The sequence below is a fragment of the Mycolicibacterium gilvum genome (genome assembly GCF_900454025.1).
Lineage (GTDB): Bacteria > Actinomycetota > Actinomycetes > Mycobacteriales > Mycobacteriaceae > Mycobacterium > Mycobacterium gilvum.
In genome coordinates, this window is sequence record NZ_UGQM01000001.1 from 2,757,368 (window position 1) to 2,772,313 (window position 14,946).

The following is a 14,946-nucleotide window of genomic DNA, read 5'->3' on the forward strand; positions in this document are numbered from 1 at the left end:
CAGGCGTGGCCGCTCGATGGGTCCTTCACCTGGACATGGACGCGTTCTTCGCGTCGGTGGAGCAGCTGACCCGTCCGACGCTGCGGGGCCGGCCGGTTCTGGTCGGCGGTCTCGGGGGCCGCGGCGTGGTGGCCGGAGCGAGCTACGAGTCCCGGGTCTTCGGCGCGCGGTCGGCGATGCCGATGCATCAGGCCCGTCGCCTCGTCGGTGCCGGCGCGGTGGTCCTGCCGCCGCGCGGTGTGGTCTACGGGTTGGCGAGCCGACGGGTGTTCGAGACGGTGCGTGCGAGAGTGCCGGTGCTCGAACAGCTTTCCTTCGACGAGGCGTTCGGTGAGCCTGTCGCACTCGCCGGCGCGTCGGCCGGTGAGGTGGCGGATTTCTGTCAGGCGTTACGTGCCGAGGTGACGGCGGTGACCGGGCTGGTCGCCTCGGTCGGCGCCGGGTCGGGCAAGCAGATCGCCAAGATCGCGTCGGGACTCGCGAAGCCCGACGGCGTGACGGTGATCGCGCACGCTGACGAGCGGGCGCTGCTCGACGACCTTCCGGTCCGGCGGTTGTGGGGCATCGGCCCGGTGGCCGAGGAGAAACTGCACCGCCTGGGCATCGACACCATCGGCGGGTTCGCGGCGCTGTCGGACACCGAGGTGGCCAACATCCTGGGTCCGACCGTCGGGCCCGCGCTGCACCGGCTGGCCCGCGGGATCGACGACCGGCCGGTCACCGAGAACGCGCCGGCCAAACAGATCAGCGCGGAGTCGACGTTCCCCGAGGACCTCACGACGCTGCGGCAGCTCCGGGATGCGGCGGCCCCGATCGGGGAGCACGCCCACCGCAGGTTGCTCAAGGACGGCCGCGGGGCGCGCACAGTGACGGTCAAGCTGAAGAAATCCGACATGAGCACGCTGACCAGATCGGCGAGGCTGCCGTACGCGACGACCGACGCGGGCACGCTGATCGCGACCGCGCACCGGCTCCTCCTCGATCCTGTGGACATCGGCCCGATCCGCCTCGTCGGTATCGGCTTCTCGGGCCTGTCGGACATCCAGCAGGAGTCGCTGTTCCCGGAGCTGGAATCGGCGACGACCGAGGAGCTGACCAGCCTGGGCCCGTTGTCCTCCCCGCTGTCGTCCGCGACGCCCCACGTCGAACCCGCATGGCGCGTCGGTGACGACGTCTCCCACACGGAGTTCGGGCACGGCTGGGTGCAGGGCGCCGGGCACGGCGTCATGACGGTGCGGTTCGAGACCCGCGGCACGGGGCCCGGCCCCGCGCGCACGTTCCGTGAGGACGACCCCGCCCTGTCACGTGCCAACCCGGTCGACAGCCTGGACTGGCCGGACTACGTCGCCGAGATGACCCGGTCCGACACCTGATCAGCCCCACCGCGTGAAGGTGTCGCCGATCGGTGCGCCGGTGGCCAGCGCAGCCATCAGCAGCACCCGCGCCTGCGGTGGGCGCAGGCTCGGGGCGACCACTGCTCCGGCGTCGACCAGGTCGCGGCCCGGTCCGTACCCGGGCCGCACCGGCCCGCCGGGGACGCGGGTCGACACCACCACGGCCACCCCGGCGCGGCAGTGCCGCCGCACCCCGTCGATCAGCTCGCGCCCCGCGTTGCCGGAACCCATGGCCTGCAGCACGATTCCGCGCGCCCCCGCCGCCACGCACGCGTCCAGCGCCGCCGTGTCGGCCCCCGGGTAGGCGGCGACGATGTCGACCCGCGGTGCGCTCGCGGCGTCGACGCGGCCGAGGTAGGGGCGCGTCCGGTGGCCGGTGAGGTGCCGTCCGGCGAAGCTCTGGGGGTCGGTGGTCGCGACCTTGTGCACACCGAGCGCCTCGAACACCGCGCCGGCGAAGCTGACCACGACGCCGGCGCCGCGCAGTTCGGGAAGTGCGGCCAGCGTCAGCGCGTCGCGCAGGTTCGCGGGGCCGTCGGCGTCGGGGTCATCGGCGCTGCGTTGCGCGCCGGTGAGCACCACCGGCGGCGCCCCGTCGTAGGTGAGCTCCAGCCACAGCGCGGTCTCCTCCATCGTGTCGGTGCCGTGCAGCACGACGATCCCGTCGGTGGTTTCCGCGCTCGCGGCCTGCCGCACGGCGGCGGAGATCAGATCCCAGTCGGACGGGGTCAGCGCGGAACTGTCGACCGACAGCGCGTCGACGACCTCGACGTCGAGGCCCGCGGTGAGGTCGGCTCCGGACCGGGTGGGACGTTTCACGCCGTCGGCATCGGAGCTGGTCGAGATCGTGCCCCCGGTGGCGATGACGACGAGGCGGCCCATGGCCGGCATTCTTCCCCACCACGCTTTGCGATGATGGTGGGCGTGACGGATGAATCTTCGAGCCCGGTCGAACCCACGACGGGTGAGGGCACGGCCGAGCCGGGTGAGGGCGTGCAGCCGCCGGTACGGCGCCGGCTCCGCCTGCTGCTCGGGGTCGCGGCGGTGGTGCTCGTGGCCGACATCGTCACCAAGGTGCTCGCGGTCAAGCTGCTGACCCCCGGCCAGCCGGTCTCGATCATCGGCGACACGGTGACGTGGACGCTGGTGCGTAACTCGGGGGCGGCGTTCTCGATGGCCACCGGCTACACGTGGGTGCTGACCCTGGTCGCGACGGGCGTCGTGATCGGCATCGTGTGGATGGGGCGCCGGCTGGTGTCGCCGTGGTGGGCGCTGGGCCTCGGCATGATCCTCGGCGGCGCGCTGGGCAATCTGGTGGACCGGTTCTTCCGCTCACCCGGACCGCTGCGCGGGCACGTCGTCGACTTCCTGTCGATCGGGTGGTGGCCGGTGTTCAACGTGGCCGATCCGGCGGTGGTCGGCGGCGCGATCCTGCTGGTGGTGTTGTCGTTGTTCGGGTTCGACTTCGACACCGTCGGGAGGCGCCAGCCGGACGACGCAGACGATACCGTCGGGAGGCGCCAGCCGGACGACGCAGACGACACCGTCGGGAGGCGCCAGCCGGACGACGCAGACGACACCGTCGGGAGGCGCCAGCCGGACGACGCAGACGACACCGTCGGGAGGCGCCAGCCGGACGCCGAGTCCGGGCAAGGATGACGACCCGGTCGATGCCGGTGCCCGACGGCCTGGCCGGCATGCGGGTGGACGCCGGGCTGGCCCGTCTGCTGGGGCTCTCGCGCACGGCGGCCGCCGCGATCGCCGAGGAGGGTGGCGTCGACATCGACGGCGCCCCGGCCGCGAAGTCGGACAAGCTCGTCGCCGGAGCCTGGCTGGAGGTCCGGCTGCCCCCGCCGCCGGCCCCGGTGGAGAACACTCCGGTCGACATCGAGGGTATGGGCATCCTCTACAGCGACGATGACATCGTCGCGGTCGACAAACCCCCGGGGGTGGCCGCGCACGCGACCGTCGGCTGGCACGGTCCGACCGTTCTCGGCGGGTTGGCCGCTGCCGGCTTCCGGATCAGCACGTCGGGCATCCACGAACGACAGGGCATCGTGCACCGACTCGACGTCGGCACGTCCGGGGTGATGGTGGTCGCGCTGTCCGAGCGGGCCTACACGGTGCTCAAGCGTGCTTTCAAGCAGCGCACCGTCGAGAAGCGGTATCACGCGCTCGTGCAGGGACATCCGGATCCGTCCAGCGGCACCATCGACGCGCCGATCGGCCGGCATCGCGGTCACGACTGGAAGTTCGCCGTCGTCGAGGACGGCAGGCACAGCATCACGCACTACGACACGCTGGAGGCCCACCAGGCGGCGAGCCTGCTCGACATCGAGCTGGAAACCGGCCGCACCCACCAGATCCGGGTCCACTTCGCGGCGCTGCACCATCCCTGTTGTGGGGACCTGACCTACGGGGCCGACCCCACGCTGGCCAAGAAGCTCGGGCTCGAACGTCAGTGGCTGCACGCCCGCTCGCTGGCCTTCGCCCATCCCGCCGACGGGCGCCGGGTCGAGTTCACCAGCCCGTACCCGGCGGATCTGCAGCACGCGCTGGACGTGCTGCGCCGGCACGACCGGTGAGGACGGGCCTGTTCTTCGGGGCCGGTGCCTATGTGATGTGGGGGCTGTTCCCCGCCTTCTTCCCACTGCTCAAGCCCGCCGGTGCGCTCGAGATCCTCGCGCACCGCATCATCTGGAGCTTCGTGCTGATGGTCGTGGTGGTGGCCGCGGTGCGCCGGATGCGCGACATCGCCGCGATCAGCGGCCGGACCTGGCTGCTGCTGACCGCGGCGTCGGCACTGATCGCGGCCAACTGGCTGATCTACGTGTACGCGGTGAACAACGGACACGTCGTCGACGCCGCGCTGGGCTATTTCATCAATCCGCTGGTGTCGATCGCGCTGGGGCTGGTGATCTTCCGGGAGAAGCTGAACCGCTGGCAGGGTTCCGCGCTGGCGATCGCGGTGGTCGCGGTGGTGGTCCTGACGATTCAGCTCGGGGAGCCGCCCGTGGTCGGCCTCGGTCTGGCGTTGTCGTTCGGTCTGTACGGATTGGTCAAGAAGCTCGTGCCGACCGATCCGCGCGTCAGTGTCGGGATCGAGGCGGCGATCGCGACGCCGTTCGCGGTCGCCTACCTCGTGGCACTCCAGAGCGGCGGGGGCGGCACGCTGACCGGTCACGGCGGCGGGCATGTCGCGCTGCTGATCCTGGCGGGTGTGCTCACCGCGCTTCCGCTGTTGTTGTTCGCCAGGGCGGCGCAACTGCTTCCGATGGTCACGCTGGGTTTGCTGTTCTACGTGACGCCGACGATGCAGCTCACGTGGGGGGTGCTGGTGGGCGGGGAGCCGATGCCGCCGATGCGGTGGTTCGGTTTCGCGTTGATCTGGGTCGCGCTGGCGGTGTTCACCGTCGACGCGGTGCGCCGCGCGCGGGCTGATCGGCGTGTCTCCGCGACGCCGGTGGCCTAGCGCCTGACGGTCTTTGCGCGCGGGGTTGTTGACCCGTCAGTAGCTATGTCCTAACGTTTGCCCGTGGAGAATGAGACGCTCTCGGTATCCGCGGGTCGCAAACGCGGTCGTCCGGTGGGCGCCGACTCCGAGCAGACGCGCAGGACCGTGCTGGCCGCGGCGCGGGACATCATCGCCGAGCGCGGCTATCAGGCGACGACGTTCCAGCAGATCGCGCAGCGGGCGGGAGTGAGCCGCCCGACGCTGCACTACTACTTCGCGACACGGGAAGACCTCTACGACGCACTGCTCGCCGATGTGTGCGAGCGTCTCGGCCGGTGCGCCGCGGCGGCCGCCGGGCAGGACTCGCTGCGGGGGCAACTGGCCGCGTTCATGGCGGAGATGAACCGGCTGGCAGTCGCCGAGCCGGCGATGATGAAGCTGGTGGTGACCGCGCGGATCGATCACCACGGTGCCCGCATCGGCACCGGTGAGGGCCGCGGGGCGGCCACCGACATCGTCTCGACCGTGCACGACTTCTACGACGCCGTCGTCCTCGCAGCCGCCGCCAGGGGCGAACTGCCTGCCGGACACGATCCCCATGCGGTGGCCGACATGCTCGCGGCGGTCTTCTGGGGGCTCGGCTTCCATGCGCGCATGCTCACGGCGGACATCGGCGTCGACGGCGTCCCCGAAGTTGCCAGGCAATTGCTGTCCGTGCTCGACAGCGGATTGCTGGACGGTGCCCTCCGGGCGCCTGCCGACGCGTGATCTGACCAACGCGAGACACGTCGCCGCGACACGCCGAGCGGTGTCGGTGCGCGGCCATAGACTGGCGACCCTATGAGCGGGTCATTCGTGCATCTCCACAACCACACCGAGTACTCGATGCTGGACGGCGCCGCGAAGGTGAAGCCGATGCTGGCCGAGGCGCAGCGGCTGGAGATGCCCGCGATCGGGATGACCGACCACGGAAACATGTTCGGCGCCAGCGAGTTCTACAACGCCGCCACCGACACCGGGATCAAGCCGATCATCGGCATCGAGGCCTACATCGCGCCCGCGTCGCGGTTCGACACCAAGCGGGTGCTGTGGGGCGACCCGGGTCAGAAGAGTGACGACGTGTCGGGCAGCGGCTCCTACACGCACATGACGATGGTCGCCGAGAACGCGACCGGGTTGCGCAACCTGTTCAAGCTGTCGTCGCTGGCGTCGTTCGAGGGTCAGCTCGGCAAGTGGTCCCGGATGGACGCCGAGATCATCGCCGAGCACGCCGAGGGCATCATCGCCACCACCGGTTGCCCGTCGGGGGAAGTACAGACGCGGCTGCGACTGGGCCACGACCGCGAGGCTCTCGAGGCCGCCGCCCGATGGCGCGAGATCTTCGGCCCGGAGAACTTCTTCCTGGAGTTGATGGATCACGGCCTCGACATCGAGCGCCGGGTCCGCGAGGGCCTGCTGGAGATCGGTCAGAAGCTCGGCATCCCGCCGCTGGCCACCAACGACTGCCACTACGTCACCCGCGACGCGTCCCAGAACCATGAGGCGCTGCTGTGCATCCAGACCGGCAAGACGCTGTCGGATCCCAACCGCTTCAAGTTCGACGGCGACGGCTACTACCTGAAGTCCGCGGCGGAGATGCGCGCGCTGTGGGACGGCCAGGTGCCGGGTGCGTGCGATTCGACGCTGCTGATCGCCGAACGGGTGCAGCCCTACACCGACGTGTGGGCGCCGAAGGACCGGATGCCGGTCTTCCCGGTGCCCGAGGGGCACGATCAGGGGTCGTGGCTCACCCACGAGGTGATGGCGGGGCTGGAGCGCCGCTTCAGCGCCGCGGCGGGCGGGCAGGTGCCGCCGGAGTACATCGAGCGCGCCGACTACGAGATCAAGGTCATCTGCGACAAGGGTTTCCCGGCCTACTTCCTCATCGTGGCCGATCTGATCAACTACGCGAAGTCCGTCGGCATCCGGGTCGGGCCGGGCCGCGGTTCGGCGGCGGGCTCGCTGGTCGCGTACGCGATGGGCATCACCAACATCGACCCGATTCCGCACGGGCTGCTGTTCGAGCGCTTCCTGAACCCCGAACGCCCGTCGGCTCCCGACATCGACATCGACTTCGACGACCGTCGCCGCGGTGAGATGCTGCGCTACGCCGCCAACAAGTGGGGCAGCGACCGGGTGGCCCAGGTCATCACGTTCGGCACCATCAAAACGAAAGCCGCGCTGAAGGATTCGGCCCGCGTGCACTACGGGCAGCCGGGCTTCGCGATCGCCGACCGGATCACCAAGGCGCTACCGCCGCCGATCATGGCCAAGGACATCCCGGTCTCGGGCATCACCGACCCCACGCACGAGCGGTACAAGGAGGCCGCCGAGGTCCGCGCGTTGATCGACACCGATCCCGACGTGCGCACCATCTACGAGACCGCCCGGGGTCTCGAAGGCCTCGTCCGCAACGCCGGTGTGCACGCCTGCGCGGTGATCATGAGCTCCGAGCCGCTCATCGACGCGATCCCGCTGTGGAAGCGCCCGCAGGACGGTGCGGTGATCACCGGGTGGGACTACCCGTCGTGTGAGGCCATCGGTCTGTTGAAGATGGACTTCCTCGGGCTGCGGAACCTGACGATCATCGGGGACTGCATCGAGAACATCAAGGCCAACAGAGGCGTCGACGTCGACCTGGAGTCGCTGGCGCTCGACGACCCGAAGGCCTACGAGCTGCTGGGCCGCGGCGACACGCTCGGGGTGTTCCAGCTCGACGGCAGCGCGATGCGGGATCTGCTGCGCCGGATGCAGCCGACCGAGTTCAACGACATCGTCGCCGTGCTGGCGCTGTACCGGCCCGGTCCGATGGGCATGAACGCCCACAACGACTACGCCGACCGCAAGAACGGCCGCCAGCCGATCAAGCCGATCCACCCCGAGCTCGAAGAACCGCTCAAGGACATCCTGGCCGAGACCTACGGCCTGATCGTCTACCAAGAGCAGATCATGTTCATCGCGCAGAAGGTTGCCTCGTACTCGATGGGCAAGGCCGATGCGCTGCGTAAAGCCATGGGCAAGAAGAAGCTCGAGGTGCTCGAGGCCGAGTACAAGGGCTTCAAGGAGGGCATGACGGCCAACGGGTTCTCCGAGGGCGCGGTGAAGGCCCTGTGGGACACCATCCTTCCGTTCGCCGGCTACGCGTTCAACAAGTCGCATGCGGCGGGCTACGGTCTCGTGTCGTACTGGACGGCCTATCTGAAGGCGAACTATCAGGCCGAGTACATGGCGGGCCTGCTCACCTCGGTCGGAGACGACAAGGACAAGGCGGCCATCTACCTGGCGGACTGCCGGCGTCTCGGCATCACGGTGCTGCCGCCCGACGTCAACGAATCCGTGCAGAACTTCGCCTCGGTCGGTAACGACATCCGCTTCGGCCTGGGCGCTGTGCGCAACGTCGGGGCCAATGTCGTTGCCTCCCTTGTGAGTACACGTGAGGAGAAGGGTAAGTACACCGACTTCTCCGACTACCTCAACAAGATCGACATCACCGCCTGCACCAAGAAGGTGACGGAGTCGCTGATCAAGGCGGGTGCGTTCGACTCGCTCGGTCATCCCCGCAAAGGCCTGTTCCTGGTGCACACCGACGCCGTCGACTCGGTGCTCGGCACCAAGAAGGCCGAGGCGATGGGGCAGTTCGACCTCTTCGGCGGGGGTGATGATGACGGGGATACCGGTGACTCTGCGTTCACGATCAAGGTGCCCGACGAGGAGTGGGAGGACAAGCACAAGCTGGCCCTCGAGCGCGAGATGCTCGGGCTCTACGTGTCCGGCCATCCGCTCAACGGCATCGCCCATCTGCTGACCGCGCAGGTCGACACCCAGATCCCGGCGATCCTGGAGGGTGCGATCCCCAACGACGCGCAGGTGCGCGTCGGCGGCATCCTGGCCTCGGTCAACCGCCGCGTGAACAAGAACGGCCTGCCCTGGGCGTCGGCGCAGATCGAGGATCTCTCCGGTGGCATCGAGGTGCTGTTCTTCCCGCAGACGTACTCGATGTTCGGCGCCGAGATCGCCGATGACGTGGTGGTGCTGGTCGGCGCGAAGGTGGCCAAACGCGACGACCGGATCTCGCTGATCGCCAACGAACTGATCGTGCCGGATTTCACCAGTGCCCAGGTGAATCGGCCGGTGGCGGTGAGCCTGCCGACGCGCCAGTGCACCGTGGACAAGGTGACGGCGCTCAAGCAGGTGCTGGCACGCCATCCGGGTACCGCTCAGGTCCACCTGCGGTTGATCAGCGGGGAGCGGATCACGACGCTGGAGCTGGACCAGTCGCTGCGGGTCACACCGTCGTCGGCGTTGATGGGTGATCTGAAGGAGCTTCTGGGGCCGGGCTGCCTGGGAGGCTGAACCGGCTCAGCGGGGAATGTCTCTACCGTGACGAGCGGTGGAAAGCGCCGAGCGCGAGCCACAACGCCGTCGTGACACCGGCGGCCGACAGCACGGCAGGGCCTGCGGAAGCCGTCACGACACCCACGGTGACCAGCACAAATGCGCCGATCAGCAGGGCAAACACCTTGTAGGCGGGCCAGGGCACCCCGGCGATCGAGATCGTCGACGCCGGCCTGGCCTGCGCGTCCTGGAAGCGCTCGGCGGTCGTCATGGATTCACGATAGCTCTCAGTAAAGTTTTCGGCCACCCGAAACACGGGTTACGGACTGACCTATTTCGTTAGTTCGACTATTCGGTTGGCGACGGAACTCATTTTTGAAGAGCCGGTCCGCGGTGGCACCATTGTCGGGTGTCCGCCGAGCTGAGCCAGAGTCCCCGGATAGATCCCGCGACGCCGCTGCGCGCCGCGGACATCGACGAGGCCGCCCAGCGAATCTCGGGGCTGGTGAGCCGGACCCCGCTGCAGTTCTGTGACCGCCTCTCGGAGATCACCGGCGCGACGGTGTACCTGAAGCGCGAGGACCTGCAGGCCGTGCGGTCCTACAAGTTGCGCGGCGCCTACAACCTGCTGATGCAGCTCACCCCCGAGGAGAAGGCGGCGGGTGTCGTCTGCTCGTCGGCGGGCAACCACGCGCAGGGCTTCGCGCTGGCGTGCCGCTCGATGGGCATCCACGGCCGCGTCTATGTTCCGGCGAAGACCCCGAGGCAGAAGCGCGACAGGATCCGCTACCACGGCGGCGACTTCATCGAGTTGATCGTCGGCGGCAAGACCTACGACATGGCGGCGCAGGCGGCCCTCGACGACGTGGCCCGTACCGGCGCGACCCTCGTTCCGCCCTACGACGACCTGCGCACCATGGCCGGGCAGGGCACCATCGCGGTCGAGATCCTCGACGAGCTCGGAAGTGAGCCCGACCTGGTCGTCGTCCCGGTCGGCGGCGGCGGCTGCATCAGCGGCATGACGACCTATCTCGCGGAGCGGACGGCGACCACCTCGGTGCTCGGCGTCGAGCCGGCCGGCGCCGCGTCGTTCGTGGCCGCACTCGCCAACGGCACGCCGGTGACGCTGGAGCACGTCGACCAGTTCGTCGACGGCGCCGCCGTCGCCCGGGCCGGCGCCAAACCGTTCGAGGCGTTGAGGGCGGCGGGGGACATGGTGTCGATGACGACCGTCGACGAGGGCGCGGTGTGCACCGCGATGCTCGGTCTGTATCAGAACGAGGGGATCATCGCCGAGCCCGCCGGCGCGCTGTCGGTGGCCGCGTTGCTCGACGCCGACATCGAACCCGGGTCCACCGTGGTGTGCCTGATCTCGGGTGGCAACAACGATGTCTCCCGGTACGGCGAGGTGCTCGAGCGTTCCCTGGTGCACCTGGGTCTCAAGCACTACTTCCTCGTCGACTTCCCGCAGGAACCCGGGGCGCTGCGCAGGTTCCTCGACGAGGTCCTCGGCCCCAACGACGACATCACGCTGTTCGAGTACGTCAAACGCAACAACCGCGAGACCGGCGAGGCACTGGTCGGCATCGAGATGGCCAACGCCTCCGATCTCGACGGTCTGCTCGCACGCATGCAATCCTCGGAGTGCCATATCGAGCTGCTCGAACCGGGCTCGCCGACCTACCGCTACCTGACCTGACCGCTAGCCGGTGCGGCGCAGCACCGCGACGCTGTGACCGCCCAGACGTGCGGTCTCGTTCCCGACCGTCGGTTCGTCCCAGGCCAGCACGACGTCTCCGGCGACCGGGACGTCGACGGGTTCGGCGCCGAGATTGCACGCGATCGACAGCCCGCCGCGATGCATCACCAGCCAGCGCGCGTCCTCGTCGTAGTCGACGCGCAGGTGGTCCAGCCACGGGTCGGCCATGTCGGATTCGCTGCGTCGCAAGGTGATCAGATCCCGGTAGAAACCCAGCAGCCGGGCGTGGTCACCGCCGTCCTTCTCGTCCCAGTGCAGCTTGGACCGTTCGAAGGTCGCCGGATCTTGGGGATCCGGGATCTCGTCGGCGTCCCATCCGTGCTCGGCGAACTCCCGTTTGCGTCCCTCGGCGGTGGCGCGGGCCAGCTCCGGCTCGGGATGGGAGCTGAAGAACTGGAACGGCGACGACGACGCCCACTCCTCGCCCATGAAAAGCATTGCGGTATACGGCGATCCGAGCGCCAGCGCAGCCTTGACGGCCAGCTGTCCGGTGGTCAGGTTCTGCGAGGGGCGGTCGCCGATCGCCCGGTTGCCGACCTGGTCGTGGGTCAGGGTGTAGGCCAGCAGCCTGGTGGCGGGGATCGTCGCCGTGTCCAGGGGACGGCCGTGGCGCCGGCCCCGGAACGTCGAGAACGTTCCGGCGTGGAAGTAGCCGTGGCGCAGGGTGTCCGCCAGCGTGGCCACCGCCCCGAAATCCCCGTAATAGCCCTGGCGCTCGCCGGACACGGCCGAGTGGATCGCGTGATGGATGTCGTCGTCCCACTGGGCCGTCATTCCCAGGCCGCCCTGGTCGCGCGGGGTGATCAACCGGGGATCGTTCATGTCGCTTTCGGCGACCAGCGACAGCGGCCGCCCGAGCTCTGTTGCCAGGGAATCGGTTTCGGCCGACAACTCCTCCAGGATGTGCACCGCGGTGGTGTCCACCAGCGCATGCACCGCGTCCAGGCGCAGCCCGTCGGCGTGGAAGTCGCGCATCCAGCGCAACGCGCAGTCGAGGATGTAGCGGCGCACCTCGTCGGCTCCGGCATCGGCGATGTTGATCGACTCACCCCACGGGTTCGATCCACTCGACAGGTACGGACCGAACTTCGGCAGGTAGTTGCCGGACGGGCCGAGGTGGTTGAAGACCGCGTCGATCAGCACGCCGAGACCACGGGCGTGGCAGGCATCGACGAAGCGGACCAGTCCGTCGGGGCCGCCGTACGGTTCGTGCACCGCGTACCAGAGCACGCCGTCGTAGCCCCAGCCGTGGGTGCCGCTGAACGCGTTGACCGGCATCACCTCGACGAAGTCGACCCCGAGATCGACCAGGTAGTCCAGCTTTTCGATGGCTGAGTCGAACGTGCCACCGGGGGTGAAGGTGCCGATGTGCAGCTCGTAGATGACCGCGCCCTCGATCGAGCGACCCTGCCATCCGGCGTCGGTCCAGCCGTCCGACGGCGGGCTCCACAACTGCGAGCGTTCGTGGACGCCGTCGGGCTGCCGCGCCGAGCGCGGATCGGGCAACACTGCCGGGTCGTCGTCGAGCAGGAACCCGTAGCGGGCCTGCGGGGCCGCGTCGACGGTGGCCCGCCACCAGCCGTCCTCGTCCCGCGTCATCGGATGAGCGGTTCCGTCGACGTCCAGGCGGACCCGCTGCGGCAGCGGTGCCCACACCGCGAACTCGTGGTCGGTCATCAGGTCCTCACCAGCAGTGCGACGGGAAGGTCGGCGAACAGGTCGGCCGCAGGCACGGCACCGGTGTGGGTAACGCCTGTCAGCCGGTCGGTCCACGTGCCGTCGGGAAGCGTCAGGGTCGTCGCGCCCCAACCGGTTTCGGCCAGTCTCACCGTCCATCGGCTCGCTGCGACGAGGACATCCTCCCCGCGCAGATAGGCCACCAGGTGCGTGGCGTGCTCGCCGCTCGCCGACAACGGGCGGTGCCCACCGGACAGGAACGTATCGGGCCGCTCCGCGCGCGCCTGCAACGCCGCGCGCACGACGCGCATCTTCGGGTGGTCGAGGCTCTGCAGCGCCTTCCTGCGCGCCCCGTAGTCGACCGGCCGACGATTGTCCGGGTCGACCAGGCTGTCCTCCCAGAGTTCGGTGCCCTGGTAGATGTCCGGGACGCCGGGCGCGGTCAGCGCGATCAGCTTCTGGCCGAGGGCGTCACTGCGTCCGTGCGGATCGAGGCGGGCGACCAACGCGCTGAGCTCGACGCCGACCGGTCCGTCGATGATCGAGTCGAGCCAGGTGTGAACCGCCCCCTCGAATGCCTCGTCGGGGTCGTTCCACGTGGTGTGCAGTGCCGCCTCGCGGATCGCCTTCTCGGCATAGCCGTGCAGGCGCTGCCGATGCTCGTCGGTCACCGCGCCATCGGCCGGCCATACTCCGAAGATGTTCTGCCACAGGAACAATCCGGTCGACCGGTCAGGGGACGGTGTGCCCGACTCCCAGCCCTGCACCATCTCCGCCCACAGCGACGGCACCTGCGACAGCACGCCGATGCGGGCCCGCACGTCCTCACCGCGTTTGGTGTCGTGGGTGGTCAGCGTCGTCATCGCGTCCGGCCACAGGTGTGCCCGCACGGCGGCGCGCTGGTGGAACTCGGCGGCGCTGACCCCGAAACGTTCGGGCTCCCCACCGACCTCGTTGAGCGACACCAGCCGGGCATCGCGGTAGAACAGGCAGTCCTCCATCGACTTCGCCGTCGCCGCACCGCACAGCTGCTGGAGCCGGACCGACACCTCGACGCTGACCTCCAGTGCCGTGGCCAGAAGCGCGAGAGGCTCGGCGAGGTCCGGGTTCTCGGCCACGGTGTCGGACATCGCGACGGGCAGCACCGCCGACAACGCCTGATAGTCGGACCGGTACACACCGATGTGGCTCAGCAGCGCTGCGATCGAGGACCCGAGCAGTTCGTGATCGGATCCGGTGGCGGCGATCACGGCGCGGCACAGCCGGGCGAGCTCGCTGGACAGTGTCGTCGTGACGGCCTCGACCTTCAGGCGGCGTGCTTCACGCTCGGCGTCGGACGGTGTCGCGCCCGCGGCTTCGACGAGTTCGGTGAGGGACCGGAGTCCGGTGGGGTCGACGAACAGACCACCGTTCTCCCGCAACGCATCGTACCCGGTGGTCCCGGCCACGGGCAGCGTGGTGTCCAGGGCCTCGTCGACCGCGAGGATCTTCTCGATCACGATCCACGCATCCGGCCCGGTGAGCTCGCGCAACCAGACGAGATAGCCTGCGGGATCGGATAATCCGTCGGGATGGTCGATGCGGATTCCGTCGACGAGACCCTCGTCGAACCATCGCTTCACCTCGGCGTGGGAGGCGTCGAACACCGCACGGTCCTCCTGGCGGATGCCTGCCAGTGACGTGATGGAGAAGAAGCGGCGGTAGCCACAGACGTTGTGGCGCCAGCCGATCAGCTTGTAGTGCTGGCGGTCGTGCACCTGCGCGCCGGTGCCGTCCCCGGTGCCCGGTGCGATCGGCCATGTCCGGTCTCCGAGCCGGAGCACGTCGCCGTCGACCTCGAGATCGGCGACGTCGTCGTCGGAACCCAGGACCGGCAACACGATTCGGCCGTCGGGGTCCAGGGTCCAGTCGACATCGAAATAAGAGCAGTACGTCGAACTCCGGCCGTGGGTGAGCAGGTCCCACCACCACGCGTTCTGGGTCGGGTCGTCGACGCCCACGTGATTCGGCACGATGTCGACGATCAGTCCCAGGCCGGCCGCGCGCGCCGTCGCCGCCAGTCGCGCAAAGCCTTCCGGGCCACCGAGTTCGGCGGAGATCGTGGTCGGGTCGGTGACGTCGTAGCCGTGGCTGGAGCCGACACCCGCGGTCAGGATGGGGGACAGGTAGAGGTGGGAGACCCCGAGGTCTGCCAGATAGTCGACGAGCTTCTCGGCGTCGGCGAAGGTGAACGCCTCGCCGCTGGCCGGGCCGCGCATCTGCAGGCGGTAGGTCGAGAGCACGGTCAT

The 14,946-nt window shown here is 69.1% G+C and carries 11 protein-coding genes; 7 read left to right on the plus strand and 4 right to left on the minus strand.

The features are described from left to right. Positions 1 to 5 precede the first annotated feature (5 nt). A complete protein-coding gene (locus tag DYE23_RS13135) occupies positions 6 to 1,373 on the plus strand; it encodes a DNA polymerase IV (RefSeq protein ID WP_115327362.1) in 1,368 nt (455 codons plus the stop codon). Here DYE23_RS13135 and DYE23_RS13140 read toward each other — a convergent pair whose 3' ends face one another. Then, on the minus strand, positions 1,374 to 2,276 hold the full coding sequence (locus DYE23_RS13140) for an asparaginase (protein WP_115327363.1): 903 nt from the start codon (positions 2,274 to 2,276) through the stop codon (positions 1,374 to 1,376). Positions 2,277 to 2,309: 33 nt separating this feature from the next. Here DYE23_RS13140 and lspA point away from each other — a divergent pair, with 33 nt between their 5' ends. The 5 genes from lspA to dnaE all read left to right on the plus strand — a co-directional run bounded on the left by lspA (position 2,310) and on the right by dnaE (position 9,240). Next, positions 2,310 to 3,053, plus strand: coding sequence for a signal peptidase II (gene lspA, locus DYE23_RS13145; RefSeq protein WP_435404787.1), 744 nt, complete (start codon positions 2,310 to 2,312; stop codon positions 3,051 to 3,053). Next, positions 3,050 to 3,979: an RluA family pseudouridine synthase gene (locus DYE23_RS13150; RefSeq protein ID WP_011894496.1), complete on the plus strand. Its 930-nt coding sequence runs from the start codon at positions 3,050 to 3,052 to the stop codon at positions 3,977 to 3,979. Before lspA ends, DYE23_RS13150 begins: the two co-directional genes overlap by 4 nt. Next, positions 3,976 to 4,866 carry an EamA family transporter RarD gene (rarD, locus tag DYE23_RS13155; RefSeq protein ID WP_011894495.1) on the plus strand — a complete coding sequence of 297 codons (891 nt, stop codon included), beginning with the start codon at positions 3,976 to 3,978 and terminating at the stop codon, positions 4,864 to 4,866. Before DYE23_RS13150 ends, rarD begins: the two co-directional genes overlap by 4 nt. Before the next feature lie 63 nt (positions 4,867 to 4,929). After that, positions 4,930 to 5,616, plus strand: a complete 687-nt coding sequence (locus DYE23_RS13160) for a TetR/AcrR family transcriptional regulator (RefSeq protein ID WP_115327365.1) — start codon at positions 4,930 to 4,932, stop codon at positions 5,614 to 5,616. Between the two features lie 72 nt (positions 5,617 to 5,688). Next, positions 5,689 to 9,240: a DNA polymerase III subunit alpha gene (gene dnaE, locus DYE23_RS13165; protein WP_115327366.1), complete on the plus strand. Its 3,552-nt coding sequence runs from the start codon at positions 5,689 to 5,691 to the stop codon at positions 9,238 to 9,240. Between the two features lie 22 nt (positions 9,241 to 9,262). On the opposite strand, the gene DYE23_RS13170 is transcribed toward dnaE, so the two are convergent. Beyond that, positions 9,263 to 9,493, minus strand: a complete 231-nt coding sequence (locus tag DYE23_RS13170; RefSeq protein WP_011894492.1) for a hypothetical protein — start codon at positions 9,491 to 9,493, stop codon at positions 9,263 to 9,265. A 138-nt stretch (positions 9,494 to 9,631) separates the two neighbouring features. Here DYE23_RS13170 and ilvA point away from each other — a divergent pair, with 138 nt between their 5' ends. After that, positions 9,632 to 10,921: a threonine ammonia-lyase IlvA gene (gene ilvA / locus DYE23_RS13175; protein ID WP_011894491.1), complete on the plus strand. Its 1,290-nt coding sequence runs from the start codon at positions 9,632 to 9,634 to the stop codon at positions 10,919 to 10,921. A gap of 3 nt (positions 10,922 to 10,924) precedes the next feature. Here the strand turns inward: ilvA and treZ are convergent, their stop codons facing one another. Both treZ and treY read right to left on the minus strand, forming a co-directional pair. Next, on the minus strand, positions 10,925 to 12,658 hold the full coding sequence (gene treZ / locus DYE23_RS13180; RefSeq protein WP_011894490.1) for a malto-oligosyltrehalose trehalohydrolase: 1,734 nt from the start codon (positions 12,656 to 12,658) through the stop codon (positions 10,925 to 10,927). Further along, on the minus strand, positions 12,658 to 14,946 hold the full coding sequence (gene treY / locus DYE23_RS13185) for a malto-oligosyltrehalose synthase (protein ID WP_115328953.1): 2,289 nt from the start codon (positions 14,944 to 14,946) through the stop codon (positions 12,658 to 12,660). The genes treZ and treY overlap by 1 nt, the downstream gene beginning before the upstream one ends.

Coding starts and splice junctions, on each gene's coding strand:
- DYE23_RS13140 (WP_115327363.1), bottom strand. CDS start 2,276: ATGGGCCGCCTCGTCGTCATCGCCACCGGGGGCACGATCTCGACCAGC.
- lspA (WP_435404787.1), top strand. CDS start 2,310: ATGGTGGGCGTGACGGATGAATCTTCGAGCCCGGTCGAACCCACGACG.
- DYE23_RS13150 (WP_011894496.1), top strand. CDS start 3,050: ATGACGACCCGGTCGATGCCGGTGCCCGACGGCCTGGCCGGCATGCGG.
- dnaE (WP_115327366.1), top strand. CDS start 5,689: ATGAGCGGGTCATTCGTGCATCTCCACAACCACACCGAGTACTCGATG.
- DYE23_RS13170 (WP_011894492.1), bottom strand. CDS start 9,493: ATGACGACCGCCGAGCGCTTCCAGGACGCGCAGGCCAGGCCGGCGTCG.
- treZ (WP_011894490.1), bottom strand. CDS start 12,658: ATGACCGACCACGAGTTCGCGGTGTGGGCACCGCTGCCGCAGCGGGTC.
- treY (WP_115328953.1), bottom strand. CDS start 14,946: ATGACCGTGCTCTCGACCTACCGCCTGCAGATGCGCGGCCCGGCCAGC.